Genomic DNA, 18,524 nt, shown 5'->3' with positions numbered 1-18,524 from the left:
CCAGCCCCCAAGCTCGACGAGGCTTTCCCAATCCCTGCGGAGGCAGCCTTGTTCTCGAAGAAGTCCACCCTGTCGCTGGCGAGCGTCCTGCTGCTCGCCGCAACCCTGCTCAGTCCGACCACGGCGGCCGCGGCACCTGTCGCACCCGTCGCGGTGGCCGCCCCGGACATCCCGGTGGCCAACGTGCGGGCGCACCTGGACGACCTCCAGGCGATCGCGACGGCCAACAGCGGCAACCGGGCGCACGGCAGGGCCGGTTACCGGGCGTCGGTCGACTACGTGAAGGCGAAGCTGGACGCGGTCGGGTTCCAGACGTCGTTGCAGCAGTTCACCTCCAGCGGCGCGACGGGGTGGAACCTGATCGCGGACTGGCCGGGCGGTGACCCGGACAGCGTCCTGATGGTGGGCGGCCACCTGGACAGCGTCACGGCCGGTCCCGGCATCAACGACAACGGCAGCGGGTCCTCGGGGATCCTGGAGGTCGCGTTGACCGTGGCCGCGCAGCAGTTCCAGCCGCAGCGGCACCTCCGGTTCGGCTGGTGGGGCGCGGAGGAGCTCGGGCTGGTCGGGTCGACGTTCTACGTGAACTCCCTGTCCTCCACCGAGAAGTCGAAGATCAAGACCTACCTGAACTTCGACATGACCGGCTCGCCGAACCCCGGCTACTTCGTCTACGCGGGCGCCGGCCAGCCCGCGGGCTCGGTGGCCGTGCAGCAGATGCTGGTGGACTACTACACGTCGGTCGGCGTGCAGACCGAGCTGACCGAGGTCGGCGGCCGCTCCGACCACGCCGCGTTCGCCCGCGCGGGCATCGCGACCGGCGGCACGTTCTCCGGTGCCGAGGTCGTCAAGACCGCCGCGCAGGCCGCGAAGTGGGGCGGCACCTCGGGTGTCGCGTTCGACCGCTGCTACCACCGCTCGTGCGACACGACGGCGAACATCGACGTCCCCGCGCTGGACCGCAACACCGACGCGATCGCCCACGCCCTGTGGACGCTGGCCCAGGTGGAGACCCCGCCCGCGGGCCCGAAGTTCGAGAACACCACCGACGTGACGATCCCCGACCTGAGCACGGTCGAGAGCCCGATCACCGTCTCCGGCATCACCGGCAACGCCCCGGCCACCCTGGGCGTCGGCGTCGACATCACCCACACCTACCGGGGTGACCTGGTGATCGACCTGATCGCGCCGGACGGCACCTCGTTCCGGGTCAAGAACTCCGGCAACGACAGCGGGGACGACGTGGTCGCGACCTACTCGGTCGACGCCTCCGGCAAGGTCGCCGACGGCGTCTGGAAGCTGCGCGTCCAGGACGTCGCCGCGCAGGACACCGGCCGGATCAACGGCTGGTCGCTGCAGTTCTGAGGCGGAGGTCTCCCGGTGGCGGTCCGCCACCGGGAGGCCTGCTCCGGACGGACGACCGGATCAGGGGTTCCAGTACAGCGTGGTGACCGCGCGGTCGAAGCGCCGCGCGGCCAGGTCATCGCGCTGGATCGACCAGTGCACCGTGGCGCCCTCCCAGCCGCTGACGTCGAGGTGCCAGTCGGCGAGGAGCGCCCAGTCCCGGACATCGGCCGAGACCGGCCAGTCCAGTCGGCCCGCCTCCGCCGCCCTCAGCGCCTTCGCCACGGCGTCGGCGACCGGGTCGGTCCCGACCGCCTCCTGGTTGGAGTAGCCGCCGATCTGCAGCTCGCACCAGAGGTCCACGTCGCGGCAGACGTCGTCCCAGACCTCGACCAGCTCCTCGGACCGGGGATGGCCGGGGAGCCGCCCGGTCCCCGGATCTTCGCCCAGGTAGTGGTAGGGCAGCGACACGTCCGCGGTCGCCTTCAGGGGAGCGCGCGGGAACTCCTCGACCGTCGTCCTGCGGTCGTCGACGTCGTGCCCGGACCAGGAGTCCGCGTCCCGCTCCACCACCGCCGCCCCGGCGGGGACGTGCACCACGCCGCCCACGTTGCCGGTGGAGCAGGCGGGACAGCACTCCTCCTCCGGGTAGGCGAACAGCAGCAGGTGGCCGTCCGGGGGCAGCGGGAGATCCGTCACGCCGGCGAGCGCGGCGAGGTCGATCGAGGCGACGAAGGGGTGGACCGGGTCCGGGACGTCGGCCGGGAGCAGGAGCGGGCCGCCGAGACGACCCACGACGGGCCCGTTCCCGTTGAACGTCAGCGTCGCGCAGGGGCGGGCGGTGGCCACCCACCGCTCCACGTCCTCGACGGGGACGCCGCGCGCGACCGCCTTGTCGCGGAACGGGCCCAACCGGTCCAGGGGCTCAGGGATCATGGCGGACGATCCTAGCCACCGCCGCCGCGGGCCTGCCGCCACCTCTTTTGTCCGATGTGGACACTCCTTGCCACGCGGAGGAGGCGTCCGGCGGCGGTCAGGTGGCGAACCCGCCGTCGGCGTTGATGGTCGCCCCCGTGACGAACCCCGCCTCCGGGCTCGCGAGGTAGGCCACGAGCCCGGCGATCTCCTCGGCGGTGCCGTACCGGCCGACCGGGGTCGCCGGGAGCATCGTCCCCGACGCGGCACCGTCGGCGGGGTTGGTGTCGGTGTCCACCGCGCCCGGCTGGACCACGTTGACCGTGATGCCCCTGGGCGCCAGCTCGCGCGCCAACCCGCGGCTCAGCCCGGCGAGCGCCGCCTTGGTCATGGAGTAGACCGCCATCTCCGGGAACGGGTTGCGGTCGGCGAACACGCTCCCGGTGGTGATGATCCGCGAGCCCGGTCGCAGGTGCGGCAACGCCGCCTGCACCGCGGCGAACGCGCCGCGCACGTTGACCGCGACCATGCGGTCGAAGTCGTCCAGCCCCAGCCGGTCGGTGGCGGCGAACACCGCGACGCCCGCGTTGTTGACCAGGACGTCCAGGCCGCCGAACTCCTCGACGACGCGCGCCACGGCCGCCCGCACCTGCCCGGCGTCGGCGTTGTCGGCCTGGACCGCGATGGCGCGCCCGCCCCGGCCGACGATGTCGGCGACCACCCCGTCGGCCGCCTCCGACGAGCTGGAGTAGGTCACGGCGACCCCGGCGCCGTGGCGGGCCAGCCTGCGGGCGACGGCGGCGCCGATCCCGCGCGACCCGCCGGTGACCAGCGCCGCCCTCCCGTCGAGGTGCGGCTCCGCCGAGGTCGCGTTCCCGATGGTGGTCGTCATGCGGGCTTGACCGCCTCGACGTTCCCGGCCAGCCACTCGCGGAAGGTCTTCAGGCGGGGGTTGAGCGAGCGGACCAGGTCCAGGTCGCGCGCGCCGACGAAGTCGCGCTCACCCTCGACGTAGAACTGGAACATGTTGCCCAGCTCCTCGCCCGCGGGCAGCCCCAGCGAGCGGAAAACGTCGTGCGGGACCGGCTGGTAGGCGACGGGCTCGCCCAGCGCGTCGGCGAACGCGGCCGCGTACTGCTCGCCGGTCAGGTGCTCCCCCGCGATGCTCACGGTCTTGCCCACGTACTCCTCGCCCGCGGCGAACACGCCGTAGGCGGTGCGGCCGATGTCCTCCGACGCGATGCCCGACAGCTTGGCCGCGCCCATCGGCAGGCTCAGCACGAGCCGTCCGTCCTCGCCCCGCCGCGGCCCGGAGCCCTGGGCGAACCCGTCCCAGTAGAACGTGGTCCGCAGGTAGGTCGTCGGGACGCCGGAGTCGCGGAAGTACGCGTCCGCCTCGGCCTTGGCGTCGAAGTGCGGGACGGTGTAGCGGTCCTGGAGCACCGGGACCCGCCGGTCGGACACCGGGATGACCTCGCGCGTGTCCTCCAGGGTCGACCAGACGACGTGGGCGACACCGGCGGCCTTCACCGCGCGCGCCGCCGTCGCGGCCTGCGCCAGCTCGACGTCCGCGGACATGGACTCCCAGAAGTTGGTCACCACGTAGGCGCCGTGGGCGCCCTCGAAGGCCTTCCGCAGCGAGTCCTCGTCCTCCAGGGTCGCCTCCACCACCTCGGCGCCGAGGTCGGCCAGCTCGCGGGCCTTCGCCGAGTCGGCGTCGCGGGTGATCGCCCGCACGGTGAACGGACCGTCGGGCGCGTCCAGGACGGCCCTGACCAGTCCGCCACCCTGCGCACCCGTCGAACCCAGCACCGCGATGATCTTCTTGTCGCTCACGAGCACTCCTCGGTGGTGTCGCCGCTCCAGTGCGGCAACTTACCTGGTTAAACAGGTAAGTTGCCGCCGGCATTCCGCGCGCGGTTGTGAGCTGGACCACCGGGCCGGAGTCGCTGACGCCCGCGACCCCGGCGGACGGGGAGCATGGACCCGTGTCACGAGAACGAGGTACGAGGAAGCTCCCCAGCGCCGCGGGGCGCGGACCCGTCAGCCACGCGCTGTTCCGGGTGGTCCGGCTGCACCGGATGCTCGCCGGTCACCTCCTGCGCGACCTGGGCCTGCACCGCGGCCAGGAGCTGCTGCTCATGCACCTGTGGGACTCCGGCCCGGTGCGCCAGACGGAGCTGATCGAGGTGCTGGACTCCGACTCGGCGACCATCACCAGGATGGTGCAGCGGCTGGAGAAGGCGGGCCTGGTCGAGCGCTCCCCCGACCCCCGCGACGGCCGGGCGACCCTCGTCTCCTCCACCGCCGAGGGCGACGCCATCCGCGCCGAGATCGAGCGGATGTGGCACGACCTGGAGTCCTCCACCGTCGGCGACATCCCCCCGACCACGCGGACCGCCCTGCTGGACGCGCTCGCGCAGGTCGAGGCGAACCTGGTGGCCGCGACCCGGTCCTGACGCGGCCTCACCGACCGGGGCGCGGGTAGAGCAGCCGGAGCACGGCGACGCAGACGACCTGCATGCCGAGCGCGATGGCGGCGTGCACGGCCCAGGCACCGATGAGCGTGGGACCGCCCCAGCCGTTGATGAGCGGGTCCTCGGTGAACGGGTGGCCGATGGCGCCCACGGTGTCCGGCCACAACGGGTAGAACCAGCCGCGGGCCACCAGGTGGACGATGAGCAGCGCGAACGGCAGCGCGACGAGCGCGCGGCCGAGTCCTGGACGCGGGTGGACACCGAGGCGGGAGAGCAGTGCGGTCATCGCCAGGACGCTAGGGGCGGACGCGCCGTCGCGTCGTGCTACCGCGGTACCCCCGTTCCCGTCATACCCCGGTAGCACCGTCGCCCACCCGTGGTCGCGTCGCCGGAACTAGGCACTTGATGCCGACGCGGCGGGAGCGGGACGAGTCCAGGATGGGCGCCGGGAGCGGATCCCCCGCCGGGCACCGGCACGGCGGGTCCGCGGTCCCCACTCGATCGTCCCCGTACGGAAACCGGAGTCCCGCAATGTCGGCTGCAGTCATGTCACGGACCGCCCGCGAACGCTGGTGGTGGTTCCTGTGGGGACTCCTCACCGTGCTCGCGCTCGGCATCGCGGGCTACTTCGTGCCGCCCTACCTGGTCGGCGGCACGACCGTCCCCGACCTCGACCGGACCACGCCGGGGTACTACACGAGCCTGGTGCTCCACGCCGTGCCCGCGGGCATCGCACTGGTCACCGGCCCGTGGCAGTTCATCCCGAGGCTGCGGACCCGCTTCCCCCGGCTGCACCGGATCACGGGCCGGGTCTACCTGGTCTCGGTCGTCGTCGCCTCGCTGGTCGCGGTGTACTCGTCCGCGGTCACGAAGAGCGGTTTCCCGTTGCAGGTGGCCTTCTTCGTGCTGATCGCGGCGTGGCTGTACACCGCCGCGAAGGCCTACCGCGCGATCCGGCGGCGCGAGGTGCAGCTGCACCGGATCTGGATGGTGCGCAACTACGCGCTCACGTTCGCCGCGGTGACCCTGCGGCTCTACCAGCTGCCGCTGCTCGTGCTGATGAACTCGGTCACCTGGCTGGAGTACAAGGACGTCTACACCGTGAGCGCCTGGCTGTCCTTGCTGGGCAACGTGCTCGTGGCCGAGTACTTCATCATCCAGCGCACCCTCGCCCCGCTGGCCCGGCGCGAGCCGGTCCAGGCCCAGGCGCCGGTGCCGGTGCGGGCGTGACGACCGCCCGGCCGACGTCGGCGGAGGGGTGTGAGCCGATGGTCGGCGAAGCGTGGTGACGCCCGCGCACGGGACCGGGCCGACGCTGGTCGGCCGGGACCGCGAGACCCGTCGGCTCGACGAGCTCGTCGACGCCGCGCGCGCGGGCCGGGGCGGGTCGCTGGTGCTCGGCGGCGAGGCGGGGATCGGGAAGAGCGCGCTGCTGGCGCACGCGGTGCGGGCGGCCTCCGGCTTCCGCGTGCTGCGGGCCTTCGGTGCCGAGTTCGAGCAGGAGCTGCCGTACTCCGCGCTGCACCAGCTGTGCGCCCCGCTGCTCGACCGCGTCGCCGGGCTGCCCGACCGGCGGCGCGACGCGCTGCACGTCGCGTTCGGCCTGGCCGAGGGGACGCCCCAGCCGTTCCAGGTCGGTCTGGCGGTCCTGGAGCTCGTCACGGCGGTGGGCGGCGAGCAGCCGGTGCTGTGCGTGGTCGACGACGCGCAGTGGCTGGACGCGGCGTCGTCGCAGACGATGGCCTTCCTCGCCCGCCGGGTCGCGGCCGACCCGGTGGCCGTGCTGCTCGGGCTTCGCCTGCCCGCCACGACGGAGGAGCTGACCGGACTGCCGCGGCTGGCCGTGGCCGGGCTGGGCGACCAGGACGCCAAGACCCTGCTGGCCGCGCGCTACCCGTTCCCGCTGGACGACCGGGTGCGCGACCGGCTCGTCGCCGAGGCGGACGGCAACCCGCTCGCGCTGCTGGAGCTCCCCAGGGCGGGCGGCTTCGCCCTGCCCGCGGCGTCCTCGGTGCCGTCCCGGATCGAGGACGGCTTCCGGGCCAGGCTGGCCGGTCTGCCCGCCGACGCGCGGCTGCTGCTCACGATCGCCTGCGCCGACCCCACCGGTGATCCCGGCCTGCTGTGGCCCGCCGCCGACGCCTTGGGCGTGGAAGTGCGGACAGCAAGCGCGGCCGCCGCCGCCACCGGGCTGGTCGAGTTCGCCGCGCGGATCCGCTTCTGCCACCCGCTGGCGCGCTCGGCGGTCTACCGCGCCGCGCCGGACGACGTGCGCCGGGCGGCCCACGGTGCGCTGGCCGGGGCCACCGACCCGCGCACGGCACCGGACCGGCGGGCGTGGCACCGCGCGCAGGCGTGCGCGGGCCCGGACGAGGACGTCGCGGTCGACCTGGAGCGCCGCGCGTCGCGGGCACGGGCCCGCGGAGGTGTCGCGGCGGCGGCCGCGTTCCTCGAACGCTCGGTCGCGCTGTCGCTGGACGCCCGGCGCCGCACCGAACGGACGCTGACCGCCGCGCGGACCTGCGTCGAGGCGGGCGCGACCGGTCGGGCGGCGGACCTCCTCGCGACCCTCGACGACGCCGGGCTGGAGGAGGTCCACCGGGCCCGCGCGGACCTGCTGCGAGGCCGGATCGCCTTCACCCGCCCCGGTGACAACGACGGCCCCGCGTTGACGGTGAGCGCGGCGCGACGACTGTCCACACTGGACCCCGACCGGGCGCGGGACTGCTTCCTGGACGCGCTGGAGATGAGCCTGGTCGTCGGTCGCGCCGGTCACGTCGTCGACGAGGTGCTCCGCGCGGCACGGGCCTCGGCACCGGCGCCGAGCTCCCCGGACCTCCTCGAAGCGCTGATCACCCTGGCCGAGCGCGGTTTCCGCGCCTCGGTCCCACTTCTCCGCGAGGCGCTGCACGCCGAGGGCAGTCCGTTGTGGAGCCGACGTCCGGCGCTCGCCTCGATGATCAGCATCGAGCTGTGGGACTCCGACACCTACTGCGCCATCGGCGAACGGCTGCTCGAGGAGGGCCGCGAGTCGGGCTCGCCACTGCTGCTGAGACTCGCCTTCGCGCAACAGGTCTACGAGGCCGTCTTCGCCGGTGACCTCGGACGGGCGCTGGCCGCGACCGCCGAGGAGGAGGCCGTCGCCGACGCGACCGGCGAGCCCCCGCTGGTGCACCACCGGCTGCACCTGGCCGCCATGCGGGGCCACCGCGGGGAGGTGCGGCGGCTGTTCCGGGAGGCCACCACGGCGGACACGGGACAGGTGACCAACGTGCACTGGACCGCGGCCCTGCTGCACAACGGGCTGGCCGACTACCCCGCCGCGCTGGCCGCGGCCCGCGCGGCGACCGAGCACGGTGACATCTTCCTCACCGGCGCGGCCCTGCCCGAGCTCGTCGAGGCCGCCGTCACGTGCGGTGAACCCGTGGTGGCCGAACGGGCGCTGGAGGCGTTGACCGAACGCACGGGGGCGACCGGGACCGCGATCGGCCAAGGGGTCACGGCCTACTCGCGGGGGCTCGTGACGGGAGCCGAGGACGACTACCGGGAGGCCGTCGACCGCCTCGCGGACGTCACCTTCCGCCACTACCTCGGCCGGGCGCACCTGGTGTACGGGGAATGGTTGCGGCGCAAGGGACGCCGCGTCGACTGCCTGCGGGAGCTGCGGGCGGCGCACGAGCTCTTCGCCGCGGCGGGCGCCGAGGCGTTCGCCCGCCGTGCCGCGGGCGAGCTGCGGGCCGCCGGGCACCGGGTCCAGCGCCGCTCCGCGCAGGCCTACGAGACGCTCACGATGCAGCAGGTGGCCGTCGCCCGGCTGGTGGCCTCGGGCGCCACCTCCAACGAGGTCGCCACCCAGCTGTTCCTCAGCAAGCGCACGGTCGACGCGCACCTGCGCACGATCTTCCGCAAGCTCGGGGTGACGTCGCGCAGGCAGCTCAAGGACCACCCGGACCTGGAGCGGTGACGTCCGCGCACCGTCCTGTCCGGATAGGCAACTCCTGCTGACGCGGCGGGTCGCCGGGCCGGTGCACAGTGGGATCACGACCGGGAACGGTCGGCACAGGTCCACCGCCACGGAGGGAACACGGTGATCTACCACAGCATCCGCATGAAGGCCAAGGCCGGCGTGACGCCGCAGCAGGTGGAGGAGGCGTTGGAGAGCATGCGCGAGCACGGCCGGGTCGTCCCGGCCGTGCGGACCTACGTCGTCGGCCGCGACCACGGCGGCGACTTCGACTGGGGCGGCGTGTTCGTCATCGAGGACCTCGACGGCTACTGGGAGTACCTGACGCACCCGGCGCACGCGCGCACCGACCGGATCGGCATGCCGCTGGTCGAGAGGTACGAGTCCTTCGACATCACCGACGACGGCGACCCGGACCTGGGCGCGAAGATCGCCGACCTGCACCGGCGGCGGTACGAGGCCGACCCGGAGCTGGCCGCGCTGGTGGGCACCCCGACGCGGTCCTGACCCGCGGGGCTCGCCGTGGTGCGGACCCCCTCCGGGCTCAGGACGTCGACGGTCGCTCTACTCCGGTGTGCGCGCGGGGTTCCGCCGGCTCCGACCGGCCGAACCCGTCCAGGAGGTCGCGGTAGGCCGCGGCGACCGCGGCGGCGAAGGTGGTCGCCACCCGCTCGGGCCGGTGCCCCACCGCCACGTGCGCGGACCCGTCGGGCTGCGGCCACACCTCCACCTCGAGCTCGTGCACGGCCCGCCCGGTTCCCGGACGCTCCGGAGTGACCCGGCAACCGTCCAGGGCGAGCACCGCGGTGGACTCGTCCTGCAACGCGAACATCGTCTGGAACAGGGGATGCCGCAGGCGGTCGCGGGCCGGGTCGGCGGCCAGCCGCACGACCTCCTCGAACGGCACGTCCTGCGCGGCGAGGCCGTCGTGGACGGCTTGCAGCGCCTCCGGAACGGCGTCCGGCTTCGGGGTGAAGCGGAAGCAGACGACGTCGACGAGGCAGCCGATCGCGTCCGCGGTGGCGGGGTGGTAGCGCTTGGCGACCGGGGCACCGACGGCGAAGTCGTCCTGCCCGCTCACCGCGCCGAGCGCCTGGGCGTAGGTCGCGAGCAGCACGGCGAACCGCGTGCTGGCCCACCGGTGCGCCGCCCGGTCGACCGCGGCGAGCGCGGCCGGGGCGAGGCGGAAGTCCCGCGCGGGACCCGCCGCGCCCCGGTCCGGGGGCTCGGGGAAGGCCAGCGGCGGTACCCCGTGGAGCCTGGTCCGCCAGTACGCGCGCTGCTCGTCGAGGGACGCCTCGTCGGTCTGGGCGCGGTACCCCGCGAACACCTCGGCGAGCGTGCCGGGCCGTGGCCCCGTGTCGTGGGCGGCGTAGGCGGCGCCGAGCTGGTCGGCCAGCGGGCGGGCGGACGCCCCGTCGAAGGCGATGTGGTGGACCACCACCGAGACCAGCCACCCGGTGCCGTCGGCGACCGGGGTCAGCGCGCACCGCCAGACACGGCCGGTGCCGATGTCCAGCGGTTCGTCCAGGACGGCCCGCACGCGCCCGGCCGCGGTCTCCCAGTCCGGTGCCGCGTCGAGAGACCGGACCTCCGGGGGCGCGGGCGGCCGGTCGGTGAGGGCCACCGGCTCGCGGTCGAAGACGTAGTGCGCGTGCAGCGACTGGTTGCGGCGGTGGACCTCGCCCACGGCCGCGGTGAACGCCGCCACGTCGAAGTCCCCCCGCACGCGCCAGTGCAGCTCGCAGTGGGCCGAGACGTCCGCCGGGTCGGCCAGTCGCGCGAAGAGGAACCCCGCCTGCATGGGGAGCAACCGGTGGCGACCACCGTCAGCGGGCACCGGGGTGCTCGTCGCGGGTGCGGTCCGGGTCTCCAGCCAGGCCACGAGCCCGTCGACCGTCGGCCGCCTGACCAACACCGACGCAGGCACCGCGATCCCCACGGCGGCACCGATCCGCGCGCACAGCCGGGCACCGTCCAGCGAGTCGCCGCCGAGCTCGAAGAGCGACACCCCCGGCGGAACCGCCGCCCTGCCGAGGATCTCGCCGAACGCCGCCGCCACCCGGTCCCGGACCGCAGCACCGTCCACAACGGATGGAGCAGGGACCGACGTGGTCCGCTCCTCCCCCGCCGTCCCGGCGACCGCCTCCAGCACGGCCGCCGCGTCCAGCTTCCCGTTGGCCGTCAACGGGAGCTCCGGCAGCACGCGGACCACCCGCGGGACCAGGTACGGGGGCAGGGTGGCGCGCAGGGCGTCGGCGATGTCGGCGGCGGTCACCTCCGCGGTCGGGGTCAGGGTGACCGCGGCGACCAGTCCGGTGTAGCCGGGACCGCCGCGGCGCACCGGCAGCACGGCGCAGCCGCGCACCCCGGCGATGCCGACCACCCTGGCCTCGATCTCGCCCGGTTCGACGCGGTGCCCGCGGATCTTGACCTGGCGGTCGATCCGGCCCGCGTGGTGCAGCACCCCGGCCGCGGAGAGGTGGCCCAGGTCGCCGGTGCGGTAGGCGCGGGTGACCGCGCCCCGCACGGTGATGTCGACGAAGTGCCGCCTGGTCTGCTCGGGGTCCGCGAGGTACCCGTTGGCCAGCCCGGCACCGGTCACGCAGATCTCGCCGGTGGTGCCCACCGGGCACGGGCGCAGCCGCTCGTCGACGACCAGCACCCCCGTCCTGGGCACCGGTGTGCCGACGGGGATCCCCGCGTCGGTCGCGCAGTCCGCCGGGGTGATCCGGTGCGTGGTGGCGAACACCGTGCTCTCCACCGGGCCGTACCCGTTCCACAGCGCGATGTCCGGGTGCGCCGCCAGGAACCTCCGGACGTGCGGCGGGGACAGCCGCTCCCCGCCGGTGAGCACCTGGCGCACGCCGGTGAAGCAGTCCGGGTCCTCCTCGACGAAGAGGTTGAACAGCGAGGCGGTGAGCCAGACCGTGTTGACGCCGTGGTCGCGGACCAGCGCGCGCAGCCCGCCGGTGGTCAGGTAGGGCTCGTCGACCAGCACGCTGGTGCCGCCGTTGAGCAGCGCGGGCCACAGTTCCAGCGACATCGCGTCCCACGGCAGCGGCGCGGCCTGCGGGACGACCGCGTCCGGTCCGATGTGGAGGGACGGCGACGGCGTGCTCAGGCGCACGATCCCGGAGTGCGGTGAGCACACCCCCTTGGGTTGTCCCGTGCTGCCGGAGGTGAAGAAGACGCAGCAGGTGTCGGTCTCGCGCACCGGTGGTGATGCCGGCGGGACGGCCGCGTCCGGCAGGTCGACCGGCGTCCAAGTCCTGAGCGACCACCCCTCGGCCCGATCCGGGGACGTGGCCAGCAGCGGTGCCGCGGCGAGCCCGGCGAGCTCCTCGATCCGGGCGCGCGGCCACCTCGGGTCCAGGGCCGCGTAGGCCGCGCCGAGCTTCAGCACGGCCAGCATCGTCGCGACCAGCCGCGGCGACCTGGGCATCACCAGCGGGACGACGGCACCGGCGCCGACGCCCGCCGCCGCCAGCCCGGCGGCGAAGGTGTCCGACAGCTCGTCCAGCTCCCGGTAGGTCGTCACCGCGCCGCGGTGCACCAGGGCGGTGGCGCCGGGGCGTTCGGCGGCGCGGCGCCGGAAGATCCGGTGGACGACACCCCCGGCCTCGCGGTCCTCGGTCACCGACCGCCTCCCGCCCCGGTCCGGTCCCGCACCGGGTCCTGCACCGGGTCCTGCTCAGGGTCCTGCTCAGGGTCCTGCTCAACGGGGTGCGGGATCCGGCGCCCCAGCACCGGCGCGAGCCCGGCGCAGACCGCCGCGCCCACGCCGAAGACCACGGTCAGCAGCCACGGAGGGCCGTGGACGAGCAGCTGCCCGCCCACCAGCGGACCGAGCACGAGCCCGGACGCCATCGCCGTGCTGTAGGCGCCGTTGTAGCGACCGCGCAGGGCGTCGGGCGCCAGGTCGTTGACCACGGTGGGCATGGCCACCGAGAACATCGTCTCCCCCAGGGCGAAGACCCCGATCCCGGCGATGAACAGCGCCGCCGCCAGCGGGCCGTCGACCAGGGTCACGACGAACAGCAGCAGCCAGCACGCCGCCCAGCACGCCGCGGTCCCGGCCATCAGCACGGCAGGGCGGGTGCGGCTGATCCGCCCGATCGCGGCGAGCTGGACGACCACGACGCACACCGTGTTGGCCACGAACGCCCACGCCATCACCCGCGGGTCCAGTCCCCGCACGGAGACCAGGCCGGGCACGCTCGACTCCAGCTGCCCGTAGCCGACCAGCACCAGCGCAACGGTGAACGCCAGCACCAGCAGCAGCGAACGGTCGCCCAGCAACGAGCGGTAGCCGCCCGCAGCGCCGGGAGCCTCCGCCGAGCCGTCCCCGGTGCGGCCGGGTCCGAGCACCCGGACGAGCATCGCCCCGGCGAGCAGGAAGGTGACCGCGTCGCAGGCGTAGAGCAGCTGGAAGCTGGCCGGGTTCGCCGCGGAGGCGAAGACGCCGCCCAGCACACCGCCGATGCCGACACCGAGGTTGAGGCCGATGAACTGGAACCCGAACGCGGTCGCGCGGTCCTCGCCCTCGACGTCGCGGGCGATCACCGTGCCCCAGATCGTGAACATCGCGCCCTGGCCGAGCCCGTGGACGACCGCCGCCACCACCGCCGGGCCGGGGCTCTCCACCAGTGCGAACCCGGCCGTCCCGACGGCGGCGAGCGCCATCGCGACCGCGGCCGCGCCGCGCAGGGAGACCGTGTCGGCCAGCCGTCCCGCCACCGGCGCGCCCGCGAACGAGGCCAGTGCGATCACCGACACCACGGCGGTCGCTGTGCCGACCGACAACCCGCGCACCTCGGTCAGGTAGAGCACCAGGAACGGCTGCACCAGCCCGGTGCCCGCGGAGCTGAGCACGTTGGCCAGGACGGCCGCCCGCGTCCGGCCGGGAAGCCTGCGCACCACCGCCAACGACGTGGTCACGAGGACTCCGCCTCCCCCCGCCCGACGGCGCGGGCGACGGCGCCGAAGCTCGGGTCGGCCAGCAGCTCCCCGAGCCCGAACCCGGCGCCGAACTCGTCGGAGATCCGCTGCACGAGCGCCATCGCCCGCATCGAGGTGCCGCCCACCGCGAAGAAGTCGTCCCCGTCGGCGAAGGACTCGCGCGGGGTCTCCAGCACCTCGCGCCACAGCCCCGCCAGCTTCTCCCCCACCGGGTTCATCCCTGTTCCACCTTTCGCAGCAGGACGGCGGCCAGGTGCGCGGCACCGGACCCGACGAGCACCACTCGGGAGCCCCGGCCGTCGTCGGAGTGGTCGCTGAAGTTGATCAGCGGGTCGCTGCCGAGGCAATGCCCGTTCCGGGCGACGTCGCCTGGGCGCAGCTGCTCCGCCGTGAACCCGGCCTCGGTGAGGAACAGTCCGGCGCCGTCCGGAGCGGCGTTGTCGGTCAGCACCGCCGAGACGTCACCGGGGCGCGCACCCGAGGCCTCCCACAGGTCGGCGAACAGGGTGCGGTACGCGGTCAGGAGCCCGACCAGCCTGTTACGGGCGGGGCCTCCCGTCCGCAGCGCCTCGTAGTCCACGTGCCGTGCGGAGGCCTCGACCTCCCAACCACCCTCGTGGGCCGACACGACGGCGGCCGCGGCCGCGTCGCTGGCCACCGCGGTGCCGTCGAGGACCAGCGGGCCGTCGGGCAGGACCGTGCGCACCAGGTCGCCGGAGAGCACCAGCACGTGCCGCGAACCGCCGTCCCGCACCAACGACGCGGCCAGGCCGAGGGCGGCCGTCGCGGTGGCGCAGTCGGAGAAGCCCACGGTGACCGGGTAGGCGCGGGTCAGGCCCAGCTCGCGCATCAGCCCGGCGGCCGACCCGTGCGCGCTGGGATCCCCGGTGACCGTCTCGGAGGCGTAGAGCACGACACCCACGTCCCGCGGCTCGATCCCGGCGCGGTCGAGCGCCTGCCGCGCCGCCGGGCGGTAAAGGTCGAAGACGGAACCGGTGCCCACGCGGTACTCGGCGAAGCCCTCGGGAACCGCCCCGGCGAGCGCGGCGACCGGCTCGCGGCGCTCGCCCAGCCGGTAACCGCACCCCAGCAGGTGCGCCCGCGCGCTCACAACGCGTACTCGAACCGGGTCCGGTGCTGACCGGGCCCGTCCCAGTCCGGCCACACCGGCGGCGTCGTGCCGTCGTGGGAGTCCTGGCCCGGCAGCGGTTTCGCCCGGAACCCCACGGCCTGGTGGAACCGCTGCGACACGGTGTTCACGGGGGAGACGACGGCGGTCACCCTGGACCTCCCGGCCTCCCGCGCGATGTCGAAGAACCTCCTGTACAGCAGCGTGCCGAGCCCGGACTCGCGGACCTCGGGCGAGACCGCGACGAAGTGCGTGTGCGCCTCGTCGGGGACGTCCGGGGACAGGAAGCCGACCAGGAAGCCCACGATCGCGTCGTCCTCGTCGACCGCGACGAGGCTCGTGCGGTGGAAGTGGCGCAGGAACAGCCGCGGGAGCATCCCGGCCACGGGCCGCCCCCACCACAGGTCGACCCTGGAGATGATCGCCGGGTAGTCGTCCTCGGTCAGCGCGCGCACGGTCACGTCCACCCTCACTCCTCCACGGCGGGGATCGTCGAGCCCGCGACCACGGTCGCGGCCAGGTGCGAGATGCCCGCACCGAGCAGCACCAGCGGGCCGCCGCCCGACTCCGGCCGGTCCGCCAGGGTGATCAGCGGGTCGCTGCCCAGGCAGTGCCCCGTCCGGCCGACGTTGTCCATGGCGATCCGGTCGGGGCCGTACCCGAGGTCGGCCAGGTAGGCCCCCATGACGTTCCTGGCGAGGTTGCTCGGCAGCACGGCACCGACCTCGTCGGGGCGCACCGCGTTGCCCTTCGCGAGCCTGCCGAACAGCTCGCGGTAGGCCGACACCCTGACCGCGAGCTGGCGGCGCGGTGGCACGCCGTCGCCGGCCAGCTCAGGCGCGTGGTGGTGGGCCGTGCCGAGCACCGGCCACCCCCGTGCCGTGGCCGACACCAGCACCGCGGCCGCGGCGTCGCTGGCGACGGCGGCACCGCCCGCGACCACGCGCTGCCCGGCGGTGGCCAGGTCGGCCACGTCTCCGGAGACCACCAGCACGTGTCGCGCGCTGCCGTCGCGCACCAGGGACGCCGCCATGCCGACCGCGACCATCGCGGTCGCGCAGTCCATCAGCCCCACCGTGCTCGCGGTGGCGTTCACCAGCCCGGTCTCGGCGAGGAGCTCGGCGACGTCGCGGTGCGCGGACCGGTCGCGGGGCAGGGAGTCCGTGGCGAGCAGGACCAGGTCGACCTCGGCGGCGGGCACCCCGGACGCGGCGACGGCCTGGTGCACCGCGGTGGCCATCAGCTCGGTGATCCCGGCCTCCGACCACAGGTAGGTGTCGAACCCCGCGGCGGCCGAGGTCAGCTCCGCGGCGACACCGGGGTCGGCGAGCAGTTCGGGCAGCTCGGCGACCGGTTCCGCGAACTCGCCGAGCGCGTACCCCGGAGTGCACAGCCGCGGTGTGCTCACGCGTCCCCGCCTTCCGCCGCGGCGGCGTCGGCGATCGCGGTGAACCGCCCGGCCAGCCGGACGACCGTGTCGCGGTCGTAGCGCGCGGTGTCGTACTCCAGCCAGCCGGTCGCGCCGTCCGCGCCGGGGTACACCGCCACCGTCAGGTCGTAGCGCGCGACGCCCTTGTCCACGTCCAGCGTGGTGGCCGGCACCCCGGCGACCGTGCGTTCCGGGCCCGCGAGGTCGTCGAAGACGAACACCGCGGCGGGCGGCGGGCCGCCGACCAGCTCGCCGGGGTACCCCGCGTGCCGCAGGCCCGCCGTCGTCGCCGCCTTGGCCGCCCGCGTGCGCGCACCGTGCGAACCACCACCGGGGTCGCGCAGCCGCACCGGGAGGACGTTGAGCAGGTACCCGACGACCCGGTCGTCGCCCGGCCGGTCCCGGCCCGCGGTGAACGTGCCGAGCAGCACGTCCTCGTGCCCGCCGTGCTCGGCCAGCGCGGCCCAGAGGACGGCGAGCCAGCCCGCGTACGGTGTCGCGGCGGCCTTCTTGGCACCGGCGGCGATGCCGTCGGCGGTGGCGCGCCCCACCTCGAAGTCGACCCGCGCGCCTGCCCGCGGGGTGTCGGTGCCGCGCGGCCGGTCGGTGGGCGGCGCCTGCGGGGCGTCCGCCACCTCCGCCGTCCAGTACCGAGCCGCCGCGGCGGCGTCGGGACCGGCCAGCCACCGCCGCTGTTCGGCGGCGAACCGGCTGAACGGACGGGCGGGCGCGCCCGCGCCGGCCCCGCCGTCCAGCGCGTCCAGCAGCAGCTCGAACGACCACGCGTCGAACACCAGGTTGTGCGCCACCACCAGCAGCCAGCCGCGGTCGGGTCCTTCGGCGACCGTGACGCGCAGCAGCGGCCCCTCGGCCAGGTCGAACGGTTCGGCGGCGAGCCGGGCCGCGAGCGCGTGCGCCGTCGCGCTGTCCGCGCACGGGGTGCGGTCGACCCGCGGCGGCAGCGTGTCGTGCACGACCGGGCGGGCGTCGTCGTCGCCGACCGGTGTGAACGTGGTGCGCAGCGCCTCGTGCGCTTGGGCGAACGCCCGCACCCGGTCGACCAGTGCTCCGGTGTCGACGGTGCCGCGCAGCTCGACGACCTGGCACACCACGTCGACCGGTGTGCCCGCGTGTTCGTGGTGGGTCCGCCACAACCGCCGCTGGCCGGGGGTCAGCGAGTCCTGCCGCGGGCTCGCGCTCGCCAGGCGGTCGCGCAGCTCGGCCCGCTGCCGCGGGGTCATGGCCGCGAGCCTGGCCGCGAGTTCGGTGCTCACGCGTACCGCCTCCTGAGTTCGTCGAGCTGGCCGAGGCTCTCCATGACCAGGCCCTCCTCGACGCCGAAGTCGATCAGGCAGGCGATCTCCTGCACGCCCATGCCGTGGAACCGGTCGACCACGGCCGCGCACGAGTCCGGGGTCCCCAGCAGCGCGCCCCGGCCGAAGTACTTGTCGAAGGCGAAGCCGATCAGCTCGTCCTGGTCGGCGTCGGAGATGTCGCGGACACCGGCTCCCGGCGCCAGGTTCTTCTTCTGCGAGTCGATGACCGTGAAGAACGACCGCAGGTACTCGGTGAACGCGGGCCGCACGGTCTCCCGCACCTCGTCGAGGTCGGTGCCGATGAAGGTGTGCAGCATCAGCGTGACGACGACGTCCTCGCGGTCGTGACCGTGCTCCTCGAGGGTCTTGTAGTAGAGCGCGAGCTTCTCCTCCAGCTCCTCGTTCGTCATGTCGATGAGCGCGGTGAGCACGTTGCACCCGAGCCTGCCCGCCATCTCGAAGGTCTCCGGGTTCTTGGTGCACGTCAGCCAGAGCGGCAGCTCCGACCGCACCGGCTGCGGGTGCAGCTCCACCTCGACGTTGTTGCCCAGGCCGTCCTCGACGAAGACGGGGGCTCCCTCCCACAGCTCGCGGATGGTGCCGACGGCGTCGAAGGTGCGCCGGCGGCGGTCGGCCCAGCCCGCCGGGTTGATCGCGAAGTCGACCGGGCTGAAGCCGGTGGCCAGTGCGAGCCCGGCCCGGCCGCGGGACAGGTTGTCCACCATGGACCAGTCCTCGGCCACCCGGATCGGGCTGTGCAGCGGCAGGATCACGCTGCCCGCCCTGATCTGCAGCCGCCGGGTGGCCATCGCGAGCGCGGCGCCGAGCACCGCCGGGTTCGGGTAGAGGCCGCCGAAGCGGTGGAAGTGCCGTTCGGGCGTCCAGATCGCGGTGAAGCCGTGCTCGTCGGCGTACCGCGCGGCGTCCAGGACGAACCGGTACTTGTTCTTCTCGTCGCCCGAGAAGAAGATCAGGCTGAAGTCCACGG

Annotated in this window: 17 protein-coding genes; 5 read left to right on the top strand and 12 right to left on the bottom strand. The window is 74.4% G+C overall.

Annotation, left to right across the window (positions count from 1 at the left end):
* Positions 1–48: 48 nt before the first annotated feature.
* Positions 49–1,365 (top strand): M28 family metallopeptidase, encoded by a 1,317-nt coding sequence (locus tag CLV43_RS33255; protein ID WP_245887160.1) that lies wholly within the window; start codon positions 49–51, stop codon positions 1,363–1,365.
* Between the two features lie 60 nt (positions 1,366–1,425).
* Here the strand turns inward: CLV43_RS33255 and CLV43_RS33250 are convergent, their stop codons facing one another.
* From CLV43_RS33250 to CLV43_RS33240, 3 genes are all read right to left on the bottom strand, one after another.
* Positions 1,426–2,280 carry a DUF1963 domain-containing protein gene (locus CLV43_RS33250; protein ID WP_106192248.1) on the bottom strand — a complete coding sequence of 285 codons (855 nt, stop codon included), beginning with the start codon at positions 2,278–2,280 and terminating at the stop codon, positions 1,426–1,428.
* Positions 2,281–2,377: 97 nt separating this feature from the next.
* Positions 2,378–3,151: a 3-oxoacyl-ACP reductase family protein gene (locus CLV43_RS33245; RefSeq protein WP_106192247.1), complete on the bottom strand. Its 774-nt coding sequence runs from the start codon at positions 3,149–3,151 to the stop codon at positions 2,378–2,380.
* The gene (locus tag CLV43_RS33240; protein ID WP_106192245.1) at positions 3,148–4,095 is read right to left on the bottom strand and encodes an NmrA/HSCARG family protein; all 948 of its coding nucleotides are present in this window, start codon (positions 4,093–4,095) and stop codon (positions 3,148–3,150) included. The genes CLV43_RS33245 and CLV43_RS33240 overlap by 4 nt, the downstream gene beginning before the upstream one ends.
* Before the next feature lie 152 nt (positions 4,096–4,247).
* On the opposite strand from CLV43_RS33240, the gene CLV43_RS33235 reads away from it, so the two are divergent.
* The gene (locus CLV43_RS33235) at positions 4,248–4,718 is read left to right on the top strand and encodes a MarR family winged helix-turn-helix transcriptional regulator (protein WP_245887159.1); all 471 of its coding nucleotides are present in this window, start codon (positions 4,248–4,250) and stop codon (positions 4,716–4,718) included.
* Between the two features lie 7 nt (positions 4,719–4,725).
* On the opposite strand, the gene CLV43_RS33230 is transcribed toward CLV43_RS33235, so the two are convergent.
* Positions 4,726–5,022 carry a hypothetical protein gene (locus tag CLV43_RS33230; RefSeq protein ID WP_106192243.1) on the bottom strand — a complete coding sequence of 99 codons (297 nt, stop codon included), beginning with the start codon at positions 5,020–5,022 and terminating at the stop codon, positions 4,726–4,728.
* 260 nt (positions 5,023–5,282) lie between these two features.
* Between CLV43_RS33230 and CLV43_RS33225 the strand changes: the two genes are divergently transcribed.
* The 3 genes from CLV43_RS33225 (at position 5,283) to CLV43_RS33215 (ending at position 9,207) form a co-directional block, all read left to right on the top strand.
* On the top strand, positions 5,283–5,966 hold the full coding sequence (locus CLV43_RS33225; protein WP_245887158.1) for a DUF2306 domain-containing protein: 684 nt from the start codon (positions 5,283–5,285) through the stop codon (positions 5,964–5,966).
* 52 nt (positions 5,967–6,018) lie between these two features.
* Complete coding sequence (locus CLV43_RS33220) at positions 6,019–8,700, top strand: ATP-binding protein (protein ID WP_342749830.1); 2,682 nt, start codon at positions 6,019–6,021, stop codon at positions 8,698–8,700.
* A 123-nt stretch (positions 8,701–8,823) separates the two neighbouring features.
* A complete protein-coding gene (locus CLV43_RS33215) occupies positions 8,824–9,207 on the top strand; it encodes a Dabb family protein (RefSeq protein WP_106192240.1) in 384 nt (127 codons plus the stop codon).
* A gap of 37 nt (positions 9,208–9,244) precedes the next feature.
* On the opposite strand, the gene CLV43_RS33210 is transcribed toward CLV43_RS33215, so the two are convergent.
* The 8 genes from CLV43_RS33210 to CLV43_RS33175 are packed head-to-tail and all read right to left on the bottom strand — an operon-like array spanning position 9,245 to position 18,522.
* Positions 9,245–12,340, bottom strand: coding sequence for a non-ribosomal peptide synthetase (locus CLV43_RS33210; RefSeq protein WP_106192238.1), 3,096 nt, complete (start codon positions 12,338–12,340; stop codon positions 9,245–9,247).
* Complete coding sequence (locus CLV43_RS33205; RefSeq protein ID WP_106192237.1) at positions 12,337–13,641, bottom strand: MFS transporter; 1,305 nt, start codon at positions 13,639–13,641, stop codon at positions 12,337–12,339. The genes CLV43_RS33210 and CLV43_RS33205 overlap by 4 nt, the downstream gene beginning before the upstream one ends.
* The gene (locus CLV43_RS33200) at positions 13,638–13,880 is read right to left on the bottom strand and encodes an acyl carrier protein (protein WP_106192235.1); all 243 of its coding nucleotides are present in this window, start codon (positions 13,878–13,880) and stop codon (positions 13,638–13,640) included. The genes CLV43_RS33205 and CLV43_RS33200 overlap by 4 nt, the downstream gene beginning before the upstream one ends.
* Positions 13,877–14,773 carry a beta-ketoacyl-[acyl-carrier-protein] synthase family protein gene (locus CLV43_RS33195; protein WP_211304675.1) on the bottom strand — a complete coding sequence of 299 codons (897 nt, stop codon included), beginning with the start codon at positions 14,771–14,773 and terminating at the stop codon, positions 13,877–13,879. The genes CLV43_RS33200 and CLV43_RS33195 overlap by 4 nt, the downstream gene beginning before the upstream one ends.
* On the bottom strand, positions 14,770–15,258 hold the full coding sequence (locus CLV43_RS33190) for a GNAT family N-acetyltransferase (protein ID WP_245887157.1): 489 nt from the start codon (positions 15,256–15,258) through the stop codon (positions 14,770–14,772). The genes CLV43_RS33195 and CLV43_RS33190 overlap by 4 nt, the downstream gene beginning before the upstream one ends.
* A gap of 2 nt (positions 15,259–15,260) precedes the next feature.
* A complete protein-coding gene (locus CLV43_RS33185; RefSeq protein WP_106192233.1) occupies positions 15,261–16,199 on the bottom strand; it encodes an acyl carrier protein in 939 nt (312 codons plus the stop codon).
* Positions 16,196–17,494: a condensation domain-containing protein gene (locus CLV43_RS33180; protein ID WP_106192232.1), complete on the bottom strand. Its 1,299-nt coding sequence runs from the start codon at positions 17,492–17,494 to the stop codon at positions 16,196–16,198. Before CLV43_RS33180 ends, CLV43_RS33185 begins: the two co-directional genes overlap by 4 nt.
* On the bottom strand, positions 17,491–18,522 hold the full coding sequence (locus CLV43_RS33175) for a MupA/Atu3671 family FMN-dependent luciferase-like monooxygenase (RefSeq protein WP_106192230.1): 1,032 nt from the start codon (positions 18,520–18,522) through the stop codon (positions 17,491–17,493). Before CLV43_RS33175 ends, CLV43_RS33180 begins: the two co-directional genes overlap by 4 nt.
* Positions 18,523–18,524 lie beyond the last annotated feature (2 nt).

This window comes from Umezawaea tangerina (genome assembly GCF_003002815.1).
GTDB lineage: Bacteria > Actinomycetota > Actinomycetes > Mycobacteriales > Pseudonocardiaceae > Umezawaea > Umezawaea tangerina.
This window is presented reverse-complemented; position numbering and strand designations above follow the sequence as displayed.